A 21,052-nucleotide genomic window follows, 5' to 3' on the forward strand; every position below is an offset into this window, starting at 1 on the left:
AGGGCGTAACGCACGGCATAAGGCGCTGGGTAGATTCTCCAATACGAGGTGGCTTATGCAAACCCAAGCGACATACGACTATTCGGTCGTAAGGAAGTTCGCGTTCATGTCCGTTGTCTGGGGCATAGTCGGAATGCTGGTTGGCGTGATCATCGCAGCCCAACTGGTGTGGCCCGAACTCAACGTCAGTGAATACCTGCATTTCGGACGCCTGCGTCCTCTTCACACCAATGCGGTCATATTCGCTTTTGGCGGATGTGCGTTGTTTGCGACATCGTATTTTGTCGTGCAGCGAACCGGACATACCAATCTGTTTCTGCCCAAACTCGCAGAGTTTACGTTCTGGGGTTGGCAGCTAATTATCGTATTGGCCGCCATCACGTTGCCCCTGGGTATTACATCCGGCAAGGAATATGCGGAGCTTGAGTGGCCGATCGACATTCTGATCGCGGTTGTCTGGGTCGCTTACGCCGTCGTCTTCTTCGGGACAATAGTGAAGCGCAAGACGCCGCACATTTATGTCGCGAACTGGTTCTACGGTGCGTTCATTCTCGCGGTGGCTCTGCTGCACATCGTGAACTCGGCCGAGATCCCGGTCAGTCTGGTGAAGTCCTATTCGGCCTATGCCGGGGTTCAGGACGCGATGATCCAGTGGTGGTACGGCCACAATGCGGTCGGTTTTTTCCTGACGGCGGGCTTTCTCGGCATGATGTACTACTTCGTGCCGAAGCAGGCCGGGCGCCCGGTTTATTCCTATCGCCTTTCCGTTGTGCACTTCTGGGCCCTGATCTTTACCTACATGTGGGCGGGACCGCACCATCTTCACTATACAGCGCTGCCTGACTGGACTCAGTCGTTGGGTATGGTGTTTTCGCTGATCCTCTTGGCGCCATCCTGGGGCGGAATGATCAACGGGATCATGACGCTGTCTGGAGCCTGGGAAAAGCTTCGTGATGATCCGATCCTCAAGTTCCTGATTACTTCGCTGTCTTTTTACGGCATGTCGACCTTTGAGGGGCCGATGATGTCAATCAAAACCGTTAATGCCCTGTCGCACTACACCGACTGGACGATCGGCCATGTCCATTCCGGCGCTCTGGGATGGGTCGGAATGATCACCATCGGCTCGATCTATTACCTGCTTCCCCGGTTGTACGGTCAGACCGAAATGTATTCCAAGAGGCTGATCACTTGGCACTTCTGGGTCGCGACCATCGGCATCGTGCTGTATATCGCGTCGCTGTGGATTGCTGGCGTGATGCAAGGTCTGATGTGGCGGGACACGAACGTGGATGGAACGCTCAAGTGGGCTTTCGTCGAGAGCGTAAAGGCGAGCTATCCCTACTGGGTGATTCGCCTTGCCGGTGGTGCGCTTTATCTCGGCGGCATGTTCCTGATGCTCTATAACGTCGTGCGCACCATTGCGGTTGGTCGCCCGGTGGATGCGCCGATCGTGGCTCCTGCAGCTGCACACTGATGGAGAACGAGAATGAAACTGAATAACGAGATTGTCGAAAAAAGTGTTCCGTGGCTCGTAGTGCTGACCCTGCTCGTGATCAGCGTTGGGGGGCTGGTGGAAATCGTTCCCCTGTTTTTTCAGCACTCCACGACTGAGCCGGTCGAGGGGGTTAAGCCCTATGATCCTCTGCGTTTGACGGGGCGCGATATCTACATTCGCGAAGGCTGTTATCTGTGCCACTCCCAGATGATCCGTCCGTTCAGGGCTGAGACTGAACGTTACGGCCATTATTCGGTCGCTGGTGAGTTCGTCTATGACCACCCCTTCCAGTGGGGCTCAAAGCGGACTGGCCCCGATCTGGCACGAGTTGGAGGACGGTACTCCGACGTATGGCAGCGTGCCCACCTGCTGAATCCGCGGGACGTCGTACCCGAATCCAATATGCCGGCATTTTTCTGGCTGGATCGCCCGGTGAAAGAGGCAGACAAGGCCACGATTCAAGCCAAGATGAGGGCGCTTCGGGTGGTGGGGGTTCCCTATACCGATACCGAAATTTCGGAGGCTCCCGCAGCACTCGAAGGCAAATCCGAACTTGATGCGCTTGTTGCCTACCTTCAGGGACTCGGTACCGCCATCAAGAGTGCCAAGTAAGGGGTGAGTTGATATGGATATCAATCTGGTTCGCTCGCTTGTTACGGCTGCTGGTTTCTGCTGTTTCCTGGGAATCATTTTCTGGGCCTACAGCAAGGCTGCAAGAAAGGGCTTTGAAGAAGCCGCCATGCTGCCGTTCATGGACGGAGAAGAGATGGGTTCAGTGCCTGTCACGGGACAGAAATCAGGGGGAGACGCGTCATGAGCGATTTTGTCAGCGATACCTGGCATTACTATGTGGCAGGTCTTGTTGTTCTCAGTCTGCTGTTCTGCATCTGGGTGCTGGCATCCAACATGACCCGCCGGGTCAAAGGGCCTGTGCAACTGCATGACCACATCTGGGATGAAGACCTGCAGGAGTACAACAATCCCTTGCCTCGCTGGTGGATGTGGCTGTTCTGGCTGACGCTGATCTTCGGCATTGCCTACTTCACGCTTTACCCAGGCCTCGGACGCTGGCAAGGCAAATTCGGCTGGAGTGCCGTTGGGCAGTACAAGGCAGAAGTTGCGGCTGAGGACGCCGTCGTCAAGCCCATCTACGACAAGTACATGAAGCAGGATCTGCTCGCAGTTGCTGCAGACCCTGAAGCCCAAGCGATGGGGCAGCGCCTCTTTCTCACCTACTGTGCCCAGTGTCATGGCGCCGACGCTCGCGGGGCCAAGGGCTTTCCGAACCTGACGGACGCGGACTGGTTGCACGGTGGCGAGCCGGAGACTGTCAGGACTACCATCAAGGGCGGGCGCATGGGAGCCATGCCGCCGTTCGGGCCAGCACTCGGTGCAGACGGCGTAAAGGATGTTGCAAACTACGTGCGCTCACTCTCGGGTCTTGCTCATGATTCGCTGCGTGCCCAGCGTGGCAAGCAAACCTTCATGACGACCTGCGTGGCCTGTCATGGCCCGGAAGGAAAGGGCAATCAGGCTCTTGGTGCGCCAAACCTGACGGACCGTGTGTGGCTCTGGGGCTCGACCGAGGCGACTATCATTGAGACTGTCACCAATGGTAGAACCAACCAGATGCCGGCGTTTGCCGAGCGACTGGGAGACGAAAAGGTGCATTTGCTTGCCGCATATGTACTGGGACTGTCCAAAGCGCAAGCAAAGTAAGGCGTTGAAGCAGAATGGGGCGCTTCGGCGCCCCTTTTTATTTTTGAAAGAACCGTTGCCGCCTCGCGGCTCCGGGCGATCGGAGATGATTGGATGACAGAGACCGCTGAGCAACCGTCGAAAGACAAGGACTCACTGTACGAGGTCCGTCAGAAGGTTTATCCGCGAGCCGTGTCGGGGGTTTTTGCGCGTTGGCGCTGGGGCATGGTGTGGCTGACACAGTTGGTCTTCTATGGCATGTGCTGGCTGCCCTGGAACGGACGGCAAGCCTTCCTGCTGCACCTTGCCGAGAGAAAATTCTATATTTTCGGTTGGGTGTTCTGGCCTCAGGATGTTTTTTACCTCTCGGTCATCCTGATCATTTCCGCCTATTCGCTATTCCTTTTTACCGCTGCCGCAGGGCGACTCTGGTGTGGCTACGCGTGTCCTCAGACGGTCTATACCGAAATTTTTCTCTGGATTGAGCAGAAATTCGAAGGCGATCGCGGCAAGCGGATGAAGCTTGATGGCCAGAAGTTTTCTCTGCAGAAACTCTGGAGGAAGGGGGGGAAATATGTCGCATGGATTGCCTTGTCTGCGTGGACAGGCATAAGTTTCGTCGGATATTTCACCCCGATTCGCGAATTGCTGGCTGATCTGATCCAGTTTTCTGTGAGTGGCTGGGCATTGTTCTGGATCCTGTTTTACAGCGCATTCACCTATCTGATGGCCGGGGTGATGCGTGAGCAGGTATGCAAGTACATGTGTCCCTACGCCCGGTTCCAAGGGGTGATGTTCGATCCCGATACGCTGGTGATCACCTACGATGAGGCAAGAGGCGAGCCGAGGGGGTCGCGCCGGAAGGGGAGTGACCCTAAAGCCCAGGGTCTTGGTGATTGCGTGGATTGCGGCATCTGCGTGCAGGTTTGTCCGACGGGAATCGATATCCGTAAAGGATTGCAGTACGAATGTATTGGGTGTGCTGCGTGTATTGATGCCTGTGATCAGGTAATGGACAAGGTTGGGAGCCCCAGAGGTTTGATTCGGTATTCCACGGAAAACGCAATCAAACAGCATTGGGGAAGGGCTGATATCGTCCGGCACGTCTTGCGGCCGCGGATTCTCATCTACAGCGCTGCGCTCTGCGTGATCTGCATTGCTTTCGTGTGGGCGCTGGCTACCCGCACACCGCTGCGTCTTGATGTCATCAAGGATCGGTCAATCATTACGCGCGAAATCGAAGGCGGGCTGATTGAGAACGTTTACGTGCTGAACCTCATGAACATGAGTGAGGCCCCAAGAGTCTTGACGATCGGTGTTTCGGGACCCGAGGGCGTGCGTCTGGATGGGGCGGGAACTCTTCAGGTCGAAGCCGCTCAGAACAGGTCAGTGCCCGTACGGGTTCGTGTTCCCGCGGATGGCTTGAGCAAAGGTTCCCATTCCGTGTTTTTCATCGTGACGGCAGCTGACGATCCATCGCTGGAAATTCGGGAAAAAGCCGTTTTCATCGCACCTTGAAGAGGAGTTCTCCATGACACGGTTGATGGCGGCTGGAGCGCCATGGTATCGCCAAGGCTGGCCCTGGTTTTTGATGAGTCTGCCTGCCGCGGCGGTCATTGCGGGATTGGCGACCTGGTATGTCGCCTGGAAGTCCAACGACGGTCTGGTTGCGGAGGACTATTACAAGCAGGGTCTGGAGATCAATCGCTCTCTGGAAAGCCAGCAGATGGCCAAGCAGTTGGGGGTTTCCGGACTGTTGTCTTACGAAAATGGCGTAATCCGGCTGCGTGTCAGTGCTGCACGCGAGATCAGCTTTCCGGATGTTCTGGAATTGAACATTCTGAGTCCTGTCAGAGCAGGGAATGATCGGAACCTGAAGTTGACGCGTAACGGTGATCATTACGAGGCAAGGATGCCACCCTTGCCGGATGGGCACTGGAATCTGGCACTGGCAGATGGTGCGGGAACCTGGAGAATCCTTGGTGCCGAGCTTTTCCCCTTGAAGGGTGAGGCGGCCTTGCACCCCTGAGGTTTTATATCTGAAAGAGGCTGGGGCAAATTCTTGGCGGATCTCGAGTCTGTGTCAGTCAAGGCCGGGGCTCCTGGGAGTCCAGGCCTTGCTGCCAGATTCAATTGCGGTGTGGAGGAGTTGGGCCTTCCTCTAGCGATAGACGAGGACAGGGATCTTGCAGTGGGTAAGAACCTTGTGGGTTTCAGAGCCGATCAAGAGTCCGGCCAGTCCTTTTCTTCCATGCGAAGCCATGAACACGAGATCGCAGTGTTCCTGCTGAGCGCTTTCGATGATTACCTCGTAAGGCACGTCGCTGATCGCGGTTTTCGCATTCGCTTCCACGCCCGATCGCTTTGCGACTTCGGAGGCTTCGTTCAGTATCTTGCGGGCCTGCTCTTCGGTGCCCCGGGCAAAGTCTTCCCTGCTTTCCGGGGCGAGCATCGTGCCTTCGCCCGCAATGGGTAGAGGAAAGTCAGGTTGTATGTAGAGGAATGTGATCTGTGCATCGAGCGTTTTGGCCAGCGCGACAGCGCTATCAACCGCTTTCGACGACAGTTCGGTTCCGTCGGTTGGAACGAGCAAGTGCTTGTACATATGCAGTCTCCTTTTACAAAAAAGGCTACGGCGGGCGTGAGGCGTGGAGCGGGGCGTGTGTTCTGTTTCGCCTCTCCATTCCGCCGCATGTCACACGCGTGACGGGGCTCTCTGTTCAATGAGATTGTATGCCTCGAGCAGCATGGAGGTGCCCCGTACAATCCCTCATGCTATGAGGCTTGCCTTGTCCAAGGATAGGGGGCAGAAACGATTCGCGCGCCGGGAGGCGCGCGAAGAAGCAGGGCTCAAGCGTTCAGTGTTTAACTGGGCGCGTGATTGAGCAGCGCCTTGAGGCCGTCGGCGTCCAGAATGCGGATGTACTTCTGCTGTACGCCGATCAGCCCTTCGTCATGGAACTTGGAGAAGGCGCGGCTAACGGTCTCCAGTTTGAGACCCAGATAGGATCCGATTTCCTCGCGGGTCATTCGCAGGTGGAACTCCGAGGCGGAGTAGCCGCGGATGCGCATCCGCTGCGAGAGGTTCAGCAGGAATGCCGCGATGCGTTCCTCGGCTCTCATCGAACCCAGCAGGATCATGAGGCTCTGATCGCGAACGATCTCCCGGCTCATGAACTTGTGGAACTGCTGCTGCAGAGACTTGATATGACGGGACAAGTCTTCAAGCTGATCGTACGGCATGATGCAGACTTCGCTGTCTTCCAGGGCCGTGGCATTGCAGACGTGGCGATCATTGCTGATCCCGTCCATGCCGAGAATTTCCCCAGCCATCTGGAAGCCGGTCACTTGTTCCAAGCCTTCTTCCGTCAGGATGTCAGTCTTGAAGAAGCCGGTACGAATCGCATAAATCGCTTCAAAAGCGTCTCCAGCGCGGTACAACTGCTGTCCACGCTTGAGTTTGCGTTTGACGACCAACTCATCCAGCTTGTGAAGGTCGCTATCCTCCAGACCAACGGCGAGGCAAAGCTCTCGCAGGTTGCACTGGCTGCAAGCGATCCGGATGTTGTTGGGTGTCAGGGTAATGTTCACTTTCTGGTCCACGTCGGTGAGTGTACCTTGGGACTTGATCGGCATCAACGTTTTTGCAGTATAAGTCTGAGATTGTGATCTGCTTGATGAAATGAGCTTGAATCGTGCAACAGACGATAATTTTCGATCCTGACCTTATCCGTCGCTTCGATATACCAGGTCCCAGATACACTTCTTATCCGACGGCGGACAGGTTTCTGCAGGAGTTCGAGCAGCATGCGAAGGCTGACAGCCTGAAGACGGTTGTGGCAGGTGTGAAGTCCCCGCTTTCCCTCTATTTCCACATCCCGTTCTGCAACACCATCTGTTACTACTGCGCCTGTAACAAGATCATCACCAAGGATCGCTCTCTGTCAGAGCGCTACATTTCCTATCTGGAGAAGGAAATGGCGCTGCAGGCAGCCTTGCTGCCACAGCGTGGGGTCGTAACGCAGATGCACTGGGGAGGGGGGACGCCCACCTTTCTCAGTCAGGCAGAGATCCGGCGTTTGATGGCTTCCATTCGTAGCCATTTTGAACTGGCCGAGGAGGGGGAGTTTTCCATTGAAGTGGATCCACGCAAGGTGACATCGGAGGTGGTGGCGCAGCTTGCTTCCGAAGGGTTCAACCGTATGAGCGTCGGTGTGCAGGACTTTGATCCCAGGGTGCAAGCTGCGGTTAACCGGATTCAGAGCGTGGATGAGACGCACGCGGTCATCGCTGCCGCCCGTGCCGAGGGTTTCCAGTCGATCAGTGTCGATCTGATCTATGGTTTGCCGCACCAGAACGTGGAGCGCTTTGCGACGACCCTGAACACTGTGCTCGGGATGCGGCCTGACCGGATTGCGCTCTACAACTATGCACATTTGCCGACGCGTTTCATGCCTCAGAGGCGGATCAATGAGGCGGATCTCCCTCCGCCCGACGAGAAGCTCCGCATCCTTGCGCTGGCCATTGAACGGCTTGACAAGGCTGGCTACGTCTATATCGGCATGGATCACTTTGCGCGACCCGATGACGAACTTGCCGTTGCGCAACGCAGTGGTCGATTGCAACGCAATTTTCAGGGCTATTCCACTCACGCTGAGTGCGATTTGCTGGCGTTCGGGGTTTCCTCTATAGGCAAGGCGGGGGGGGCATTCAGCCAGAATCACCGTGATCTGGAGCCCTATTACGCAGCACTTGATCGCAACGAACTGCCTGTGCTCAGAGGCTGGGCCCTTTCAGAGGATGACAATCTGAGAAATGCGGTCATTCAGACGCTGATGTGCGATTTCGAGCTGACGTATGAGATTTTCAATCGTCGGTACGGCATTGATTTTGTCGGCAGATTCGAGCCGGAGCTTCAGGAACTGGCTGAGCTTGCTGCGGCAGGTCTGCTTGACATGGACAAGCAGGGGATCCGAGTTACGGACGCCGGCAGGATGCTCGTCCGGATCGTGGCCATGGTATTTGATCGCTATCTCCGCAGTGACCGGGAAAAGCGACGTTACTCCCGGGTCATCTGACACAGCCGCTACAATGGGCCATGACATGTCTTCAGGTGCACCGTGGCTGATTTTTCCTCGAGTGGTTTTGTTTCGGTTTTTCTGATCGGCTTGCTGGGCGGCGCGCATTGCATCGGGATGTGCGGCGGCATTGTCGGGGCGCTTTCAGCGAGTGGCTCCGGCAATGGACAAGGTTTCTGGGGGCGAAATCTGGCCTATAACGGCGGCCGGATCGTCAGCTATGGGCTGACCGGCTTGATCGTCGGGGCCGTTGGTTCCGCAACCATGCTCTTCAATCATGTCCTGCCTGTCCAGCTGACTCTGTATGTGTTGGCCAACCTTCTTCTGATTGCGATGGGCGTGTATCTGATGGGCTACACGCACGTACTGGCAGGGGTAGAAAAGGGCGGGCAGTTCCTTTGGCGAAGATTGCAGCCACTGACTAGGCGTTTCATGCCTGTCCGAACCTGGAAACAGGCGCTGCCGGTGGGATTCTTGTGGGGTTTTCTGCCTTGTGGCATGACCTACAGCGTATTGTCTCTGGCACTGGTCAGCGGTTCTGCTGCTCGTGGTGCAGGCCTGATGCTGGCTTTCGGTGCCGGAACGCTGCCGAATCTGCTGCTTGCGGGGGTTTTGCTCGCGCGCTATCGAAATGTCGTCAGGGGACGGTGGTTCAGGCTCCTTGCCGGTCTGATCGTGATCTGTTTCGGTGTTTACGGATTGATCAGAGCCCCGCAACTCGGAGGGGCCTTGTGGGCAGGCGCCATCTGCGAAGTTTGACTTGCCGGCATGCACCGCTCCCGCCCTGGTGCGGCGCACAAAATTGGGGGGCTCCGGTAGTCCGTGTGATTACTGATACCCGGCCGATACGAAAGCCTCCAGAATGACGGGGTTTCAGCTCGTCTGGCACGCAACGGCCAGCGAGAGATGACATCAACAAGGGGATCTCATGGGTTTCAACAATGTTCCGCCAGGAAACGTTCCGGATGACGTCAATGTCATTATTGAAATTCCTGCGCACGCGGATCCGATCAAGTATGAGATCGACAAGGATACCGGGGCTGTCTACGTGGATCGTTTCATGGGGACGTCGATGTCCTATCCATGCAATTACGGCTACGTTCCGCGATCCATCTCCGGCGACGGAGATCCGGTGGATGTCCTCGTCATGGCGCCGTTTTCCCTGATTCCCGGGGTTGTGATCCGGTGCAGGCCGGTTGGCGTATTGCGAATGATCGATGAGGCTGGGGAAGACGCCAAGGTTCTCGCCGTGCCGGTGTCGAAAATCACCTCTCTTTACGACAACATCCGGACTTATCAGGATCTGCCCTACATGCTGTTACGGCAGATCGAGCACTTTTTCCAGCACTACAAGGATCTGGAGCAGGGCAAGTGGGCGAAGGTGCTCGGCTGGGATGGCCCTGACGCAGCACGGCAGGAAATCTATGCGGGCGTCGCCGCGTTCAACGCCAAGGCGGGGGACGAGACGGACTGAGTGTTTGGGAGCGCGATTGGTCGAGCGCTCTCTTGGCTGGACTTGCCGATTCGGCGTCAATTTGCGCTGGCAAGTCTGCGGAGCGCCGATACCTGATCAAGGATCGCTTGTGGGACCGGCGTGGCGCCGCTCAGCATGCTCCGGATCAGGCTTGCGTTTTCTTCGACAGAGCAGCTACTGCCATCGATTTCGCTGCCTTCGAACTCGCAAGCGGGAAACAGCTCTTCCGCTACGCCGTTCCGGAAACCCAGAAGGCGCGGGCGTCGCCTTGGCGCGGCATAAGATTCGCCTTCCGTGCCGCGCATCAGCAGCGCTGTCGCGGACTCCGCGGCAAGCAGCGCCTCCATTGATTCCAGGTAAGGGGGGTGCGTTACAGCGACGACACGCACGCTTTTGCCTCTGCAAGGATCAAGCAGTTTTGCCAGGGTGTGGCCGCTGTTTCTCACGCCAAGCGCGAGACGCAGCCCGAGCAGCCAGTCCAGTCCGCGCGCAATCATGTCAACCCGCAGGCAGGCCAGACGGCGGCTCTCAAGCATGGCGCCTGCTGCTTGAAGTGTTGTTTCAGGGTCGACCCCGAGCGCTCCGAGCAATTCGAACGGGCTGACTCTCGACTCGAAGTCGTGCCGTCCCTGGATCAGCACAGGAACACCTTCACGCGCGAGCAGCATTGCGACCAGTGGCATGAGATTGGGCTGTTTTCTGGCACCGTTATAGGTCGGCAGAATTACGCAGCGCTGTCCTGCAGGAACCTCGATCTGCCGGGTTCTTTCATTGAGCGCGTCAAGAAAGCCACGCATTTCCTCAGGGCTTTCCCCCTTGATTCTTAGGGACAGCAGAATTGCACCAAGCTCCAGATCCGGAACCTTCCCATCCAGGATTTCGGCAAACACCCGCGCTGCCTGTTCGCGTGTCATGTGCCGTGCGCCTTTTGCGCCGCGGCCGATTTCCTTGATGATCGGTGCGTAGTTCATGATTCGATTATCGCGCGTCGCTCCGGATTGACAAAGTGAACTCCGCGCCAAACAGGGCGCGATCGATGCCGGGGGCGCGCAAGTGTGTCCGGTGATTCATCCATGACGTTGAGCGCTGGCAGCAGGAGGCGGATGCGAGGTTCAGGTTGCGTCTCTCCGATGGGCATTGGGCGATACTGCCTCGAGAAAGAACTCGCCTTCCGGGGCGGCAGTGAAGTCATGACAGGATAGAATTCCCCAACAGTCTGATGCGGAGTGTTCATGCAGAAATTGCTGTTGTTCGTTCTGGTGTTGTGCGGGATTTTCTATTTCCGGCGGTGGCTGGAAAAAAAAGGCGATACGTCCGGCGCTCAGACAGGCGCGCCCGTTGCGCCCGGGAAGCGTGTCGAGCATGTGCGCGAATGCCGTGAGTGCGGAATCCTGGTGCCCGAGAGTGAGGCGGTAAAAGTCGAGGACGACTATTACTGTGGCGACGAGCATGCGCGTCGGCATGCAGGCAGCAGGCACGGATGATCGAAGTCATTCATTCCAGTGAGCCGGTGCAGGACAGTCGCTCTGTCTCCGTTCGCTACTTCAATCTTTACCGCCTGATCGTTGCCAGTACGTTTGCGATTTTTGGCGGTGTCATGCGGTTCGGGCAGAACGATCCCGAGATTTTTTCGGTGGTGGTCGTTGCCTACTGGGTGGTTGCGGCCCTGCTCGTGTTTCTGCATTCGGTGCGTCCGCGTCTGAGTGAGCGTTTCCTTGGTGTTCAGGTCGCGACTGATATCGGGCTGCTTGCACTGCTCATGTATGCCAGCGGCGGTTATCGCAGCGGGATTCCCTTCCTGATGATGATCGCGATTGCCGGTGCCGGTCTTGTCGGCTATGGCCGGATGGTTCTTGGTGTTTCAGCACTCGCGACGATCTCGGTGCTGCTCGAGCAGGCGCTTCGCACGCTGGTGGAAGCGCGTGGCATTGAAGAGTTCTCGCAAGTTGCAATCATCTGCACCGGTTTCTTTGCGGTGGCTATCGTGGCCCGGATGCTTTCCAGGCGGGCGCTTGCCAACGAAGCGCTTGCGCGGGAGCGTGGCGCAAACCTTGCCAGACAGATGAGTATCAATGAGCGGGTCATTGCCGACATGCAGGAAGGCGTGATCGTCGTCGATGGTGAGGGCGTCATGATTCAGGCGAATCCTAGAGCGGAGATGCTTCTTGGATGCGCTCTGCCAGGCGGGATTCCCCTCGCGGTCAGTGCTCCGGCTTTCGCTGCAAGGATCAGTCTGGGTGATGACTCGGTGACCGAGGTAGTGGCCGAAGAGTCGGCTCGTCGCCTAAGTGTGCGCAAGCTCCTCGCAGGTGATTCCGGCGACACGATTCTGTATGTCGAGGATATGGATCATGCGGTTGAACGGGCGAGGCAGATCAAGCTCGCGGCGTTGGGGCGCCTGACGGCGAACATCGCGCATGAAATCAGAAATCCTTTGTCATCCGTCTCTCATGCGGGAGAGCTCCTGCTCGAAGAGAAGCGAAGTGATGTCCAGCAGCGGCTCGTCAGAATCATTCATGACAACACGGCCCGTATCGAGCGCATCGTGCGCGACGTTCTGGAGGTCGGGCGTCGCGATCGGGTCAGTGCCGAAGAGTTCGAGCTCGGCTTTTTTTGCCGGGGATTGGTCGAGGAGTTTCTTGTACGCTCCCGGGTGGCAGAGGGGGTTGTAAGTGTGGTCTGCGATGGAGAATGCCTGATCCGCTTTGATCGGGTGCACCTCTATCGCATCCTGACCAACCTGCTGGACAACGCCTGCAGGTACGCATCGGGTGCACCAGGGTGCGTGAGGATCCAGGTCAGTCTGATCGACGAGGGGCGTTGTTGTCTCAGTGTCCAGGATGATGGACCCGGGATTCCCGAGAGTGATCAGGCCAAGGTCTTCGAGCCTTTCTTTACTTCACATGCCAGCGGCACCGGATTGGGGCTCTACATGGCCCGTGAACTGGCCGACGCAAACGGAGCCAGTCTCGAACTGGCCCGGTCGCTTACAGGGGCGGAATTCCGTCTCGGTTTCAGGAGGATAGGATGAGTGAATCTGCCGAACGCCGTACCAAGGGGCGTGGTGCTGATGTATTGATCGTCGACGATGAGGCGGATATTCGTGAGTTGATCGAGCTGTCTCTGGTCCGCATGGGACTGGGTGTGGATGCAGCCGGTTCTGTGGCCGAGGCCAGGAAGCTCATTGACGAGAGAACTTATCGCCTGTGTTTGACTGACATGCGCTTGCCGGACGGCGAAGGCATTGAAATCGTCCGGCATATTGCGGCGACTGCCGTCGATGTGCCGGTCGCAGTCATTACCGCATACGGAAGTACCGATAACGCGATTGCAGCGCTGAAGGCCGGCGCATTTGATTACCTGGCCAAGCCGGTCGCACTCGATCAGTTGCGCACCTTGGTGAAGTCCGCGCTCGAGATCTCGCCGCCGGCGGCGGGAGCATCTGCCGGAGTGACTCAGCTGATGGGCGAGTCTTCTGCCATGCAACAGGTTCGAGGCATGATCGAGCGTCTCTCGAAAAGCCTGGCGCCCGTCTATATCTCGGGAGAGTCGGGGAGCGGCAAGGAGCGGGCTGCTCGGCTCATTCATGCCTCCGGAGCGCGTGCCGCAAAATCCTTCGTGGGCGTCAACTGCGGTGCCATTCCTGAGAACCTCATGGAGAGCGAGTTTTTCGGCTATCGCAAAGGCGCTTTCACTGGCGCGGAGTCCGATCGCGAAGGCTTCTTCCAGGCGGCTGATGGCGGGACGCTGTTTCTGGATGAGGTTGCCGACTTGCCGCTGGCCATGCAGGTGAAGCTTCTGCGTGCCATTCAGGAGAAGCGTGTCCGCAGGATCGGGGATACGCAGGAACAGTCGGTTGACGTGCGCATCATTTGCGCGACTCACCAGAATCTCAAGGAGCGTGTCGAGCAGGGCAAGTTTCGTCAGGATCTCTTCTATCGTCTGAATGTCATTGAGCTCAAAATGCCTTCCCTGCGTGAGCGCCCGGATGACATCCTGGCGCTTGCCGGGTACATCCTCAAGAGACTCGCTTCGGAGGCGGGTATCCGCGTTCCGCGCATGACTCCTGCCGCGGAGCGCGCGCTGCTGGGGTATTCGTTTCCGGGAAATGTGCGTGAGCTCGAAAATATTCTTGAACGCGCACTCGCGCTCTCCATCGGAGACGAGATCGAGGTGGAAGACCTTCACCTGGATCCGGCAGATTGCGCCAATGTGCCGGGGCAAAGTGAAGGGGACTCCTTGCAGGACTATCTCGATGCGGTCGAGAAGCAGGCGATCAACGAAGCGCTTGGCAAGACTTCCGGAAACAGGACCGCTGCAGCACGCGTGCTGGGCGTGACCTTTCGGTCACTGCGTTACCGGATGGAGCGACTGGGTATGAAAGGGGAGCGCGGGGGCGAGTCAGAATGAGTGAAGCGCCGATCTCTTCTGATGGGTGGCTCTCGGGCGTGCGCCGAGTTCTTTCACCGAACTGTGATGACTGGCCGGAGCATGGAGGGCCGGAGCTGCTGGTCATTCATGCCATCAGTCTTCCTCCTGATGAGTTCGGAGGGCCCGGCGTAGAGCAGTTGTTCACGAATACGCTGGATCCTGCGCAGCATCAGTACTACGCCAGCATTGCGCACCTTCGCGTGTCTGCGCATTTCTTCATTCGCAGAACGGGCGAGATCATTCAGTTCGTACCGCTTACCCGTCGGGCCTGGCACGCCGGGGTCTCCGTCTGGGCGGGGCGCGAACGCTGCAATGATTTCTCTCTCGGCATCGAGCTGGAGGGCTGTGATACGAAGCCCTTTGACGACGAACAGTACACAAGTCTTTCCTGGCTCGTGGCGACGCTCGCCGGCCAATTGCCATTGACCGGGATGTGCGGTCACAGCGATATCGCTCCAGGGCGCAAAACAGATCCGGGTCCCTTTTTCGACTGGAGTCGTGTTCCGGAACTGACCTTGTCAGACGCTTTTCCGGACGCCGAAGCCTGAGCGGATCGTCGTTTCGGTCTATGGCATTTGCATCTTCCGGCGCGTTCGCGAAAAATCCGGCAAGCGCGGTCTTGTGTTGGAGTCAGCTCACGCGCAACGGATAAGTGCAACCAACTCTCAAGAAATATCTTGATTCATCCGTTCTTTTGCATTACACGGTAATCACGAGGTCATGAAGTTTTCTGATTCGCTGGAAGCGCAGGCGTTCGAACGGATGACCCCGGTACTTGAAACTGTTTGTAATGTGGTCCGAATAGTGACCTGAGATGGCGCGGCATGACCGGTCTTCTGACTGGTGCGAATATCTCAATGTCATTGTCGGGCCTCATCGCCGCGTAATCGCGTGGCTTCATCACCATCCGTGTCGAGTTCGGAATGGTGCGTGTGTGGTGACCAACCTGATCGGTGCAAACAAGGAGGTGTGAAGATGGCGACAGCCGAAAAAGTGAAGAAGGCGGCGGCAAAGCCTGCGGCCAAAGTGGCAACCAAGGTCGCGGCAAAACCCGCGGCAAAATCCGTTGCAAAGCCTGCTGAAAAAAAACCGGCAGTGAAGGCTGCTGCCAAAAAAGTTGCGGCTAAGGTCGCTGCTCCTGCCAAGGCCGCCCCGGTAGCCAAGGCTGTTGAGAAGAAGCCGGCCGCCGCCAAGAAGGCAGCGCCTGCCAAGGTCGCGAGCAAGGCAGTCCCCGCATCCAAAACGGTTGCCAAGCCTGCTGCCAAGAAAGCAGCAACGCCCGCAGCCAAGAAGGCCGTTGCCGTGAAGGCCGCTCCGGCAGCCAAGGCACCGGCGAAGAAGTCCGTTGCAAGCAAGCCGGTCGCGAAGGCTGCGAGCAAGGCGGCTGCGGCAAAACCGGCAGCCAAAAAAGCTGTCGCAAAGCCTGCTGAAAAGAAAGTTGCACCCAAGACTGTTGCAGCCAAACCTGCCGCAAAGGTTAAAGCTGCTGCCAAGCCCGCTGCTGTGAAAGCTGCGGTGACGAAGGCTGCAGTGAAGCCTGCTGCCAAGACTGCTGTGGCCAAGGCAGGGGCGCCCGCCAAGACCGCAGCCAAAAAGGCTGCGGCACCCAAGGCGGCTGCAAAGCCTGCGGCAGAGAAGGTTGTCAAGGCTCCTGCCGTGAAAGCGGTGAAGAAGGTTGCTGCGGTCAAGGCCGAGAAGGTCAAGCCCGCCAAGGCAGCCAAGTCTGTCGCAGCAAAACCGGCCGCAACAGCCAAGGCCCCGGCGAAGCCCGTGAAGAAGGCTGCTGCAGCGAAGGCCGCACCAAAAAAAGCTAAGCCGGTAGTTGCCCTCGCTGCGGCGACTCCGGCTTCTGTTTCAGCAGCGCCTGGAAAGTCTGGGAAAGCAGATGCTGTTGCGGCACCGGTGAAGCCTGTCACACCGTCTACCGCAGCAACGCCTGGCATCAAGTCTTCGCTGAATCCCTCCGCGAAGTGGCCGTTTCCGACAGGATCGCGGCCTTGATCCAATAGACTGAGTAAAAGGAAAACGGGGCGCCAAGCCCCGTTTTTCTTTTCGCGGCACCCGCCTTCTGACAGGGATTGCGGCAGGCCGATGCCGCCGCTTGCAACGTCTTGTAACGTTGGCGGCATGAGGGCGGATTGACAAAGCCCATTCAAATCAATAGACTGCGCACGTCATTGGAAAGACGGTGTCTTAACCGAGCCCTGCAGGCCATTCGCCGCTGAGTCGCGCTCGCGCCGTCACACACAACATACATGCCCTGATGATTCAACCTTGCCGTACTGGATGACGTCCCCCGTTTTCCGGTTCGGTGCCTGTGATGTGCCTCCTGGTTGCGGAGGCTTGCTGCATGTGATGGAGCTCTCGTTCGAGAGTTGTCGCCATCGATTTCGTCAAGAACCGGTACAACACAATCCGATTGTAGTGGCGCCCTGCTGCGTCGTCGGAGTGATGCCGGTTCGCATGATAGGAGCGTCGGAATGACTCACGTCGTCAGACTGTCCCGGTTTTTCAAGCATCTATTTACATTTATCGTGCATTTCGCGCATGGCGGCTTCGTCATGCTGGGTGCGATCGTCATGGCCTTGGGTGCCTATCAGGTCATTCAGTTCGGTCCGGCCGGGCTGGATCCCCGCAGCGCCTTCGGTTACAAACCAGCCGTCGGAGCGTACGCGTCCGAGGATGTGGCCCTGGCTGACGAATCGCTTGAGGAGTCTGCCGGAGCAGAGCGCGTCTCAGGTATGCCTGCAGGTTATGCAAGGGTCGCCAATGCGATTGCCAAACGTCACCGTGTTTCGCCAGTTGTTGTTGAAACGCTGGTCCAGGCAGCGATAAAGGAAGGGCGTTCGAACGGGATTGATCCGATGCTGATTCTGGCGGTGATCACGGTCGAGTCACGATTCAATCCGTTCGCGGAAAGCGCGTTTGGCGCGCAAGGCCTCATGCAGATCATTCCGCGTTTTCATGTGGAAAAGATCGCATCGGAAAAGGGGGCGGCCGCACTCTTTGATCCGATCGAGAATATCCGTGTCGGTACGATGATTCTCAAGAATTACATTCGTTCCACAGGCAGTGTGGATGCGGGTTTGCAGATGTACGGCGGCGCAAGCGCCGATCCTGAAATGAGCTACGCAGCAAAAGTCCAGAGCGAGCTTGAGCGCTTGCGTGCCCTGTCGCATCCCGGTGGTCCGCTGCGTACGGCAAACCGTGCCGGGGCTGATCCTCAGGCCTGAGAATTTCTTACAGGCAGCTTCTGATGCGAGTGAGCGCTTCCATCAGGCGCTCTTCGCTGGTGGTATAGGCCAGTCTCAGGTGCTGGTCGGATTTCCAGTCTCCGAAGTCTGCGCCAGGCGTCGCGGCGACAAATCCTTTTTCCAGCAGTCTGAGTGCCAGATCCTGACTGTTGCTGGTCAGCTCGCTGGTGTTCGCGTAGATGTAGAACGCTCCTTCCGGCTGCCGGTGAATGCGGAATCCGAGCCCCGGCAGTTCCCGAACGAGCAGATCGCGGCGACGTGCGAACAGGGCGCGACGCTCTTCGAGCAGGCCGATGCATTCCGGTGTGAATGCGGCCAGCGCTGCATGCTGTGCGGGCGTAGAGGCCGCGATGTAGAGGTGCTGGGCCAGTTTTTCCACATGACGCTCATAGCCTTCGGGCACGACCAGCCAGCCCAGGCGCCACCCCGTCATTCCGAAGTATTTCGAGAAACTGTTTACGACGAAGACATTGTCATGTTGCGCCAGTACGCTGCTGGCCTTCGTGTCGTAGACAAGGCCTTGATAGATTTCGTCCACGATCAGCGTTCCGCCAAGTTCCTGCATCAACCCGTTCATCATCTCGACTTCGGGAGCGCTGATCAGCGCGCCTGTCGGATTGGCCGGGCTTGCCACAAGCAAACCCTTGCTGTGCTCGCTCCAAGCCTGCCGGATCTGTGATGCTTCCGGTTGATAGTTCGTGCCGGCTTCAACCTGAAGGGCGCGCGGAACGCCGTTGCAGGCTTGAATGAACTGCCTGTTGCAAGGGTAGCCCGGATCGGTGAGCAGCCACTCGTCCCCGGGGTCTGTCAGGGCCGCAATGGCCAGCAGCAATGCTGCAGAGGCACCTGCCGTGATGATGATCCGGTGTGGCGGAACATTCGCATTCATGCGTGTCCGGTAAAAACGGAAGATCGCGTCTCTCAGCTCCGGCAGTCCGGTTGCCTGTGTGTAGCGAACGTCGCCGCCCGCGAGAAATCGTTGGGCGGCCGCGATGATGGGAGGCGGCGTCGGAAAGTCAGGCTCACCGACTTCCATATGGATGATGTCGTGCCCGGCTGACTGCAGTGCATGGGCTCTGGCAAGCAGCTCCATGACATGAAAAGGCGGGATGTTGGCCGCTCGTGAGGAGAGGGCAGGGCGCGAGGTCATTTTGGAAGGGCGTTGGAGTGGCGAAGCCCGAAGCATAAACCTCTCGCCGGCGGGCGAGGCAGACGGAGCCGGCATGCAGGGGAATTACCGGATGCAGAAGCGCGCCAGGGTATGCATAGAATGCAGGAGCCAGAATAATTCAGCGGCGTCTTGCACGCTGACACACCCTAGAGAGAGGACCTTCCATGGACGAGAGTATCCGGGCTGCTGCGCTGGAGTACCACGCAAATCCGCGCCCAGGAAAAATTGCTGTCGTGCCGACCAAGGCGCTGATGAATCAGCGCGATCTCTCGCTGGCGTACTCACCGGGGGTGGCGGCCGCCTGTGACGCGATTGTCGACGATCCGGGGGCCGCGAGCCTCTATACCGCGAAAGCGAACCTGATCGGTGTCGTCACGAACGGAACGGCGGTCCTGGGGCTTGGCAATATCGGCCCTCTTGCGGCCAAGCCTGTCATGGAGGGGAAGGGCGTCCTGTTCAAGAAATTCGCAGGCATTGATGTCTTCGATATTGAAATCAAGGAGCAGGATCCTGATCGTCTGGTTGAAATCATCGCCGCACTTGAGCCTACCTTCGGCGGCATCAATCTGGAAGACATCAAGGCTCCGGAATGTTTCTACATCGAGCGCAAGCTGCGGGAGCGAATGAATATTCCGGTCTTTCATGACGATCAGCATGGCACGGCGATCGTGGTGGGGGCGGCTGTTCTGAATGGACTGTGCCTCCTGGGAAAGAAACTGGATGAGGTCAAGGTGGTGACCTCAGGCGCAGGGGCCGCAGCACTGGCTTGCCTTGACCTGCTGGTCAAGCTGGGAATCCCGGTCGGTAACATCTGGGTGACCGATATTCATGGCGTGGTCTATGAAGGACGCGCCGAGGAGATGGATCCGATCAAGACCGTGTATGCCAAGCGCACACCGGCGCGTCATCTTGCCGACATAATCGCGGGAGCGGATGTTTTTCTCGGCCTGTCTGCCGCGGGCGTGCTGAAGCCGGAAATGGTTGCCGGCATGGCGCCGAATCCCCTGATTCTTGCGCTGGCAAATCCGGTGCCGGAAATCATGCCGGAGCTCGTGCACGCCGTACGCCCGGATGCCGTGGTGGCCACGGGGCGCTCCGATCACCCGAATCAGGTCAATAACGTTTTGTGTTTTCCCTTCATTTTTCGCGGGGCACTTGATGTTGGCGCCACCACCATCAGCGACGAGATGCAGCTCGCAGCGGTCCACGCGATTGCCGCGCTTGCGCGCGAAGAGCAGTCCGATGTCGTGGCCGCGGCATACGGAGAGCAGGTCTCCGGCTTTGGTCGGGAATACATCATCCCGAAGCCATTCGATCCTCGCCTGATTGTGCGGATTGCGCCAGCGGTAGCCCGGGCGGCCATGGCGTCGGGGGTTGCGACCCGGCCCATCGTGGACTGGGACGCCTATGAGCAGCAGCTCAACAACTTCATCTGGCACTCCGGCATGATGATGAAGCCGGTGTTTACGGCAGCCAAACGGGATCCGAGGCGGATCATTTTTGCCGAAGGTGAGTCCGAACGCGTCTTGCGTGCTGTGCAGACCGTTGTAGATGAAGGATTGGCGAAGCCCTTGCTGATCGGCCGGCCGGATGTGGTGGAAATGTACATCCAGCGCTTTGGTTTGCGCCTCAGGACCGGTGTTGATTTCGAGCTCGTGAATCAGGACTCCGATCCGCGTTACAGGGAACTTTGGAGCGAGTATCACCAGATCATGGAGCGGCAGGGGGTTTCCGTTGAATATGCCAAGCGCGAGGTGCTTCGCCGCCCCACACTCATTGGTGCCCTGATGCTCAGATTCGGCTGGGCAGACGGGATGATCTGCGGGACGCACGGTTTTCATGGCCAGCACCGACGCTTCGTTGAGAACGTGCTTGGTCGACGGGAGGGCGTCAACAGCATGTATGCGATGAATCTGCTGGCCCTGCCGACGCGGACCATCGCTCTGTGCGATACCTATGTGAATTACGATCCGACTGCCGAGCAGGTTTTCGAGATGACCTGCCTGGCTGCAGAAGAGTTGCAGCGTTTCGGTATTACGCCCAGAGTGGCCTTGTTGTCGCATTCGAGTTTCGGAACGGATGACACGCCCACAGCAAGAAAGATGCGTGCAGCGCTTGCGCTGCTGCATGCACATCGGCCCGATATCGCTGCGGAGGGTGAAATGCACGGTGACGCCGCGCTCGACGCCAAGATCCGGCAGCATATCTTTCCGAATGCACGCATGAAGGAAGACGCGAACCTGCTGGTGTTCCCCACGCTCGATGCCGCCAATATCGCCTTCAATCTCCTCAAGACCGCATCGGGAGACGGCATGACGGTCGGCCCCATCCTGCTCGGCGCGGCCAGGCCGGTCCATATCCTGACGCCGACAGCGACCGTCCGGCGCATCGTCAATATGACCGCGCTTACTGTTGTCGATGCGCAATCGACGCGCTGAAAGGTTGTTG

20 protein-coding genes are annotated in these 21,052 nt (G+C 57.9%); 16 read left to right on the forward strand and 4 right to left on the reverse strand.

Annotated elements, in window-relative coordinates; translation table 11 throughout:
- Positions 1–55 precede the first annotated feature (55 nt).
- The 6 genes from ccoN to ABDB87_RS09290 all read left to right on the forward strand — a co-directional run bounded on the left by ccoN (position 56) and on the right by ABDB87_RS09290 (position 5,225).
- On the forward strand, positions 56–1,477 hold the full coding sequence (gene ccoN, locus ABDB87_RS09265) for a cytochrome-c oxidase, cbb3-type subunit I (protein ID WP_345926244.1): 1,422 nt from the start codon (positions 56–58) through the stop codon (positions 1,475–1,477).
- 12 nt (positions 1,478–1,489) lie between these two features.
- Complete coding sequence (gene ccoO, locus ABDB87_RS09270) at positions 1,490–2,110, forward strand: cytochrome-c oxidase, cbb3-type subunit II (RefSeq protein ID WP_428715121.1); 621 nt, start codon at positions 1,490–1,492, stop codon at positions 2,108–2,110.
- Between the two features lie 13 nt (positions 2,111–2,123).
- On the forward strand, positions 2,124–2,315 hold the full coding sequence (locus ABDB87_RS09275; RefSeq protein ID WP_345926246.1) for a cbb3-type cytochrome oxidase subunit 3: 192 nt from the start codon (positions 2,124–2,126) through the stop codon (positions 2,313–2,315).
- On the forward strand, positions 2,312–3,217 hold the full coding sequence (ccoP, locus tag ABDB87_RS09280; protein WP_345926248.1) for a cytochrome-c oxidase, cbb3-type subunit III: 906 nt from the start codon (positions 2,312–2,314) through the stop codon (positions 3,215–3,217). Before ABDB87_RS09275 ends, ccoP begins: the two co-directional genes overlap by 4 nt.
- Positions 3,218–3,310: 93 nt before the next feature.
- Complete coding sequence (gene ccoG / locus ABDB87_RS09285; protein ID WP_345926250.1) at positions 3,311–4,714, forward strand: cytochrome c oxidase accessory protein CcoG; 1,404 nt, start codon at positions 3,311–3,313, stop codon at positions 4,712–4,714.
- Positions 4,715–4,727: 13 nt separating this feature from the next.
- The gene (locus ABDB87_RS09290) at positions 4,728–5,225 is read left to right on the forward strand and encodes a FixH family protein (protein WP_345926252.1); all 498 of its coding nucleotides are present in this window, start codon (positions 4,728–4,730) and stop codon (positions 5,223–5,225) included.
- 132 nt (positions 5,226–5,357) lie between these two features.
- Here the strand turns inward: ABDB87_RS09290 and ABDB87_RS09295 are convergent, their stop codons facing one another.
- On the reverse strand, positions 5,358–5,801 hold the full coding sequence (locus tag ABDB87_RS09295; protein WP_345926254.1) for a universal stress protein: 444 nt from the start codon (positions 5,799–5,801) through the stop codon (positions 5,358–5,360).
- Between the two features lie 260 nt (positions 5,802–6,061).
- Entirely contained in the window at positions 6,062–6,832 is a 771-nt protein-coding gene (gene fnr / locus ABDB87_RS09300; protein WP_345926256.1) for a fumarate/nitrate reduction transcriptional regulator Fnr, read from the reverse strand.
- Positions 6,833–6,891: 59 nt separating this feature from the next.
- Here fnr and hemN point away from each other — a divergent pair, with 59 nt between their 5' ends.
- From hemN to ppa, 3 genes are all read left to right on the forward strand, one after another.
- Positions 6,892–8,274, forward strand: coding sequence for an oxygen-independent coproporphyrinogen III oxidase (gene hemN, locus ABDB87_RS09305; RefSeq protein ID WP_345926257.1), 1,383 nt, complete (start codon positions 6,892–6,894; stop codon positions 8,272–8,274).
- A gap of 42 nt (positions 8,275–8,316) precedes the next feature.
- On the forward strand, positions 8,317–9,033 hold the full coding sequence (locus ABDB87_RS09310) for a sulfite exporter TauE/SafE family protein (protein WP_345926259.1): 717 nt from the start codon (positions 8,317–8,319) through the stop codon (positions 9,031–9,033).
- Between the two features lie 169 nt (positions 9,034–9,202).
- Positions 9,203–9,748, forward strand: coding sequence for an inorganic diphosphatase (ppa, locus tag ABDB87_RS09315; protein ID WP_345926261.1), 546 nt, complete (start codon positions 9,203–9,205; stop codon positions 9,746–9,748).
- 56 nt (positions 9,749–9,804) lie between these two features.
- Here the strand turns inward: ppa and ybiB are convergent, their stop codons facing one another.
- Complete coding sequence (gene ybiB, locus ABDB87_RS09320) at positions 9,805–10,719, reverse strand: DNA-binding protein YbiB (protein WP_345926263.1); 915 nt, start codon at positions 10,717–10,719, stop codon at positions 9,805–9,807.
- Between the two features lie 261 nt (positions 10,720–10,980).
- Here ybiB and ABDB87_RS09325 point away from each other — a divergent pair, with 261 nt between their 5' ends.
- The 6 genes from ABDB87_RS09325 (at position 10,981) to ABDB87_RS09350 (ending at position 17,412) form a co-directional block, all read left to right on the forward strand.
- The gene (locus ABDB87_RS09325; protein ID WP_345926265.1) at positions 10,981–11,232 is read left to right on the forward strand and encodes a PP0621 family protein; all 252 of its coding nucleotides are present in this window, start codon (positions 10,981–10,983) and stop codon (positions 11,230–11,232) included.
- The gene (locus ABDB87_RS09330) at positions 11,229–12,779 is read left to right on the forward strand and encodes a sensor histidine kinase (protein ID WP_345926267.1); all 1,551 of its coding nucleotides are present in this window, start codon (positions 11,229–11,231) and stop codon (positions 12,777–12,779) included. Before ABDB87_RS09325 ends, ABDB87_RS09330 begins: the two co-directional genes overlap by 4 nt.
- Positions 12,776–14,158, forward strand: coding sequence for a sigma-54-dependent transcriptional regulator (locus ABDB87_RS09335; RefSeq protein WP_345926270.1), 1,383 nt, complete (start codon positions 12,776–12,778; stop codon positions 14,156–14,158). The genes ABDB87_RS09330 and ABDB87_RS09335 overlap by 4 nt, the downstream gene beginning before the upstream one ends.
- A complete protein-coding gene (gene ampD, locus ABDB87_RS09340) occupies positions 14,155–14,727 on the forward strand; it encodes a 1,6-anhydro-N-acetylmuramyl-L-alanine amidase AmpD (RefSeq protein WP_345926272.1) in 573 nt (190 codons plus the stop codon). The genes ABDB87_RS09335 and ampD overlap by 4 nt, the downstream gene beginning before the upstream one ends.
- 427 nt (positions 14,728–15,154) lie before the next feature.
- On the forward strand, positions 15,155–16,180 hold the full coding sequence (locus tag ABDB87_RS09345; RefSeq protein WP_345926274.1) for a hypothetical protein: 1,026 nt from the start codon (positions 15,155–15,157) through the stop codon (positions 16,178–16,180).
- Positions 16,181–16,659: 479 nt separating this feature from the next.
- Positions 16,660–17,412: a transglycosylase SLT domain-containing protein gene (locus ABDB87_RS09350; protein WP_345926276.1), complete on the forward strand. Its 753-nt coding sequence runs from the start codon at positions 16,660–16,662 to the stop codon at positions 17,410–17,412.
- Positions 17,413–17,419: 7 nt separating this feature from the next.
- Here the strand turns inward: ABDB87_RS09350 and ABDB87_RS09355 are convergent, their stop codons facing one another.
- Positions 17,420–18,583 carry a pyridoxal phosphate-dependent aminotransferase gene (locus ABDB87_RS09355; RefSeq protein ID WP_345926278.1) on the reverse strand — a complete coding sequence of 388 codons (1,164 nt, stop codon included), beginning with the start codon at positions 18,581–18,583 and terminating at the stop codon, positions 17,420–17,422.
- A 185-nt stretch (positions 18,584–18,768) separates the two neighbouring features.
- On the opposite strand from ABDB87_RS09355, the gene ABDB87_RS09360 reads away from it, so the two are divergent.
- Positions 18,769–21,042, forward strand: coding sequence for an NADP-dependent malic enzyme (locus ABDB87_RS09360; protein WP_345926280.1), 2,274 nt, complete (start codon positions 18,769–18,771; stop codon positions 21,040–21,042).
- Positions 21,043–21,052 lie beyond the last annotated feature (10 nt).

Source organism: Uliginosibacterium paludis, assembly GCF_039631355.1.
Classification (GTDB): domain Bacteria; phylum Pseudomonadota; class Gammaproteobacteria; order Burkholderiales; family Rhodocyclaceae; genus Uliginosibacterium; species Uliginosibacterium paludis.

What these genes read in the sequence shown, in the direction of transcription:
- ccoN (WP_345926244.1), top strand. Translation starts at nt 56, where the DNA reads ATGCAAACCCAAGCGACATACGACTATTCGGTCGTAAGGAAGTTCGCG.
- ccoO (WP_428715121.1), top strand. Translation starts at nt 1,490, where the DNA reads ATGAAACTGAATAACGAGATTGTCGAAAAAAGTGTTCCGTGGCTCGTA.
- ABDB87_RS09275 (WP_345926246.1), top strand. Translation starts at nt 2,124, where the DNA reads ATGGATATCAATCTGGTTCGCTCGCTTGTTACGGCTGCTGGTTTCTGC.
- ccoP (WP_345926248.1), top strand. Translation starts at nt 2,312, where the DNA reads ATGAGCGATTTTGTCAGCGATACCTGGCATTACTATGTGGCAGGTCTT.
- ccoG (WP_345926250.1), top strand. Translation starts at nt 3,311, where the DNA reads ATGACAGAGACCGCTGAGCAACCGTCGAAAGACAAGGACTCACTGTAC.
- ABDB87_RS09290 (WP_345926252.1), top strand. Translation starts at nt 4,728, where the DNA reads ATGACACGGTTGATGGCGGCTGGAGCGCCATGGTATCGCCAAGGCTGG.
- ABDB87_RS09295 (WP_345926254.1), bottom strand. Translation starts at nt 5,801, where the DNA reads ATGTACAAGCACTTGCTCGTTCCAACCGACGGAACCGAACTGTCGTCG.
- fnr (WP_345926256.1), bottom strand. Translation starts at nt 6,832, where the DNA reads ATGCCGATCAAGTCCCAAGGTACACTCACCGACGTGGACCAGAAAGTG.
- ppa (WP_345926261.1), top strand. Translation starts at nt 9,203, where the DNA reads ATGGGTTTCAACAATGTTCCGCCAGGAAACGTTCCGGATGACGTCAAT.
- ybiB (WP_345926263.1), bottom strand. Translation starts at nt 10,719, where the DNA reads ATGAACTACGCACCGATCATCAAGGAAATCGGCCGCGGCGCAAAAGGC.
- ABDB87_RS09325 (WP_345926265.1), top strand. Translation starts at nt 10,981, where the DNA reads ATGCAGAAATTGCTGTTGTTCGTTCTGGTGTTGTGCGGGATTTTCTAT.
- ABDB87_RS09330 (WP_345926267.1), top strand. Translation starts at nt 11,229, where the DNA reads ATGATCGAAGTCATTCATTCCAGTGAGCCGGTGCAGGACAGTCGCTCT.
- ABDB87_RS09335 (WP_345926270.1), top strand. Translation starts at nt 12,776, where the DNA reads ATGAGTGAATCTGCCGAACGCCGTACCAAGGGGCGTGGTGCTGATGTA.
- ampD (WP_345926272.1), top strand. Translation starts at nt 14,155, where the DNA reads ATGAGTGAAGCGCCGATCTCTTCTGATGGGTGGCTCTCGGGCGTGCGC.
- ABDB87_RS09345 (WP_345926274.1), top strand. Translation starts at nt 15,155, where the DNA reads ATGGCGACAGCCGAAAAAGTGAAGAAGGCGGCGGCAAAGCCTGCGGCC.
- ABDB87_RS09350 (WP_345926276.1), top strand. Translation starts at nt 16,660, where the DNA reads ATGACTCACGTCGTCAGACTGTCCCGGTTTTTCAAGCATCTATTTACA.
- ABDB87_RS09355 (WP_345926278.1), bottom strand. Translation starts at nt 18,583, where the DNA reads ATGACCTCGCGCCCTGCCCTCTCCTCACGAGCGGCCAACATCCCGCCT.
- ABDB87_RS09360 (WP_345926280.1), top strand. Translation starts at nt 18,769, where the DNA reads ATGGACGAGAGTATCCGGGCTGCTGCGCTGGAGTACCACGCAAATCCG.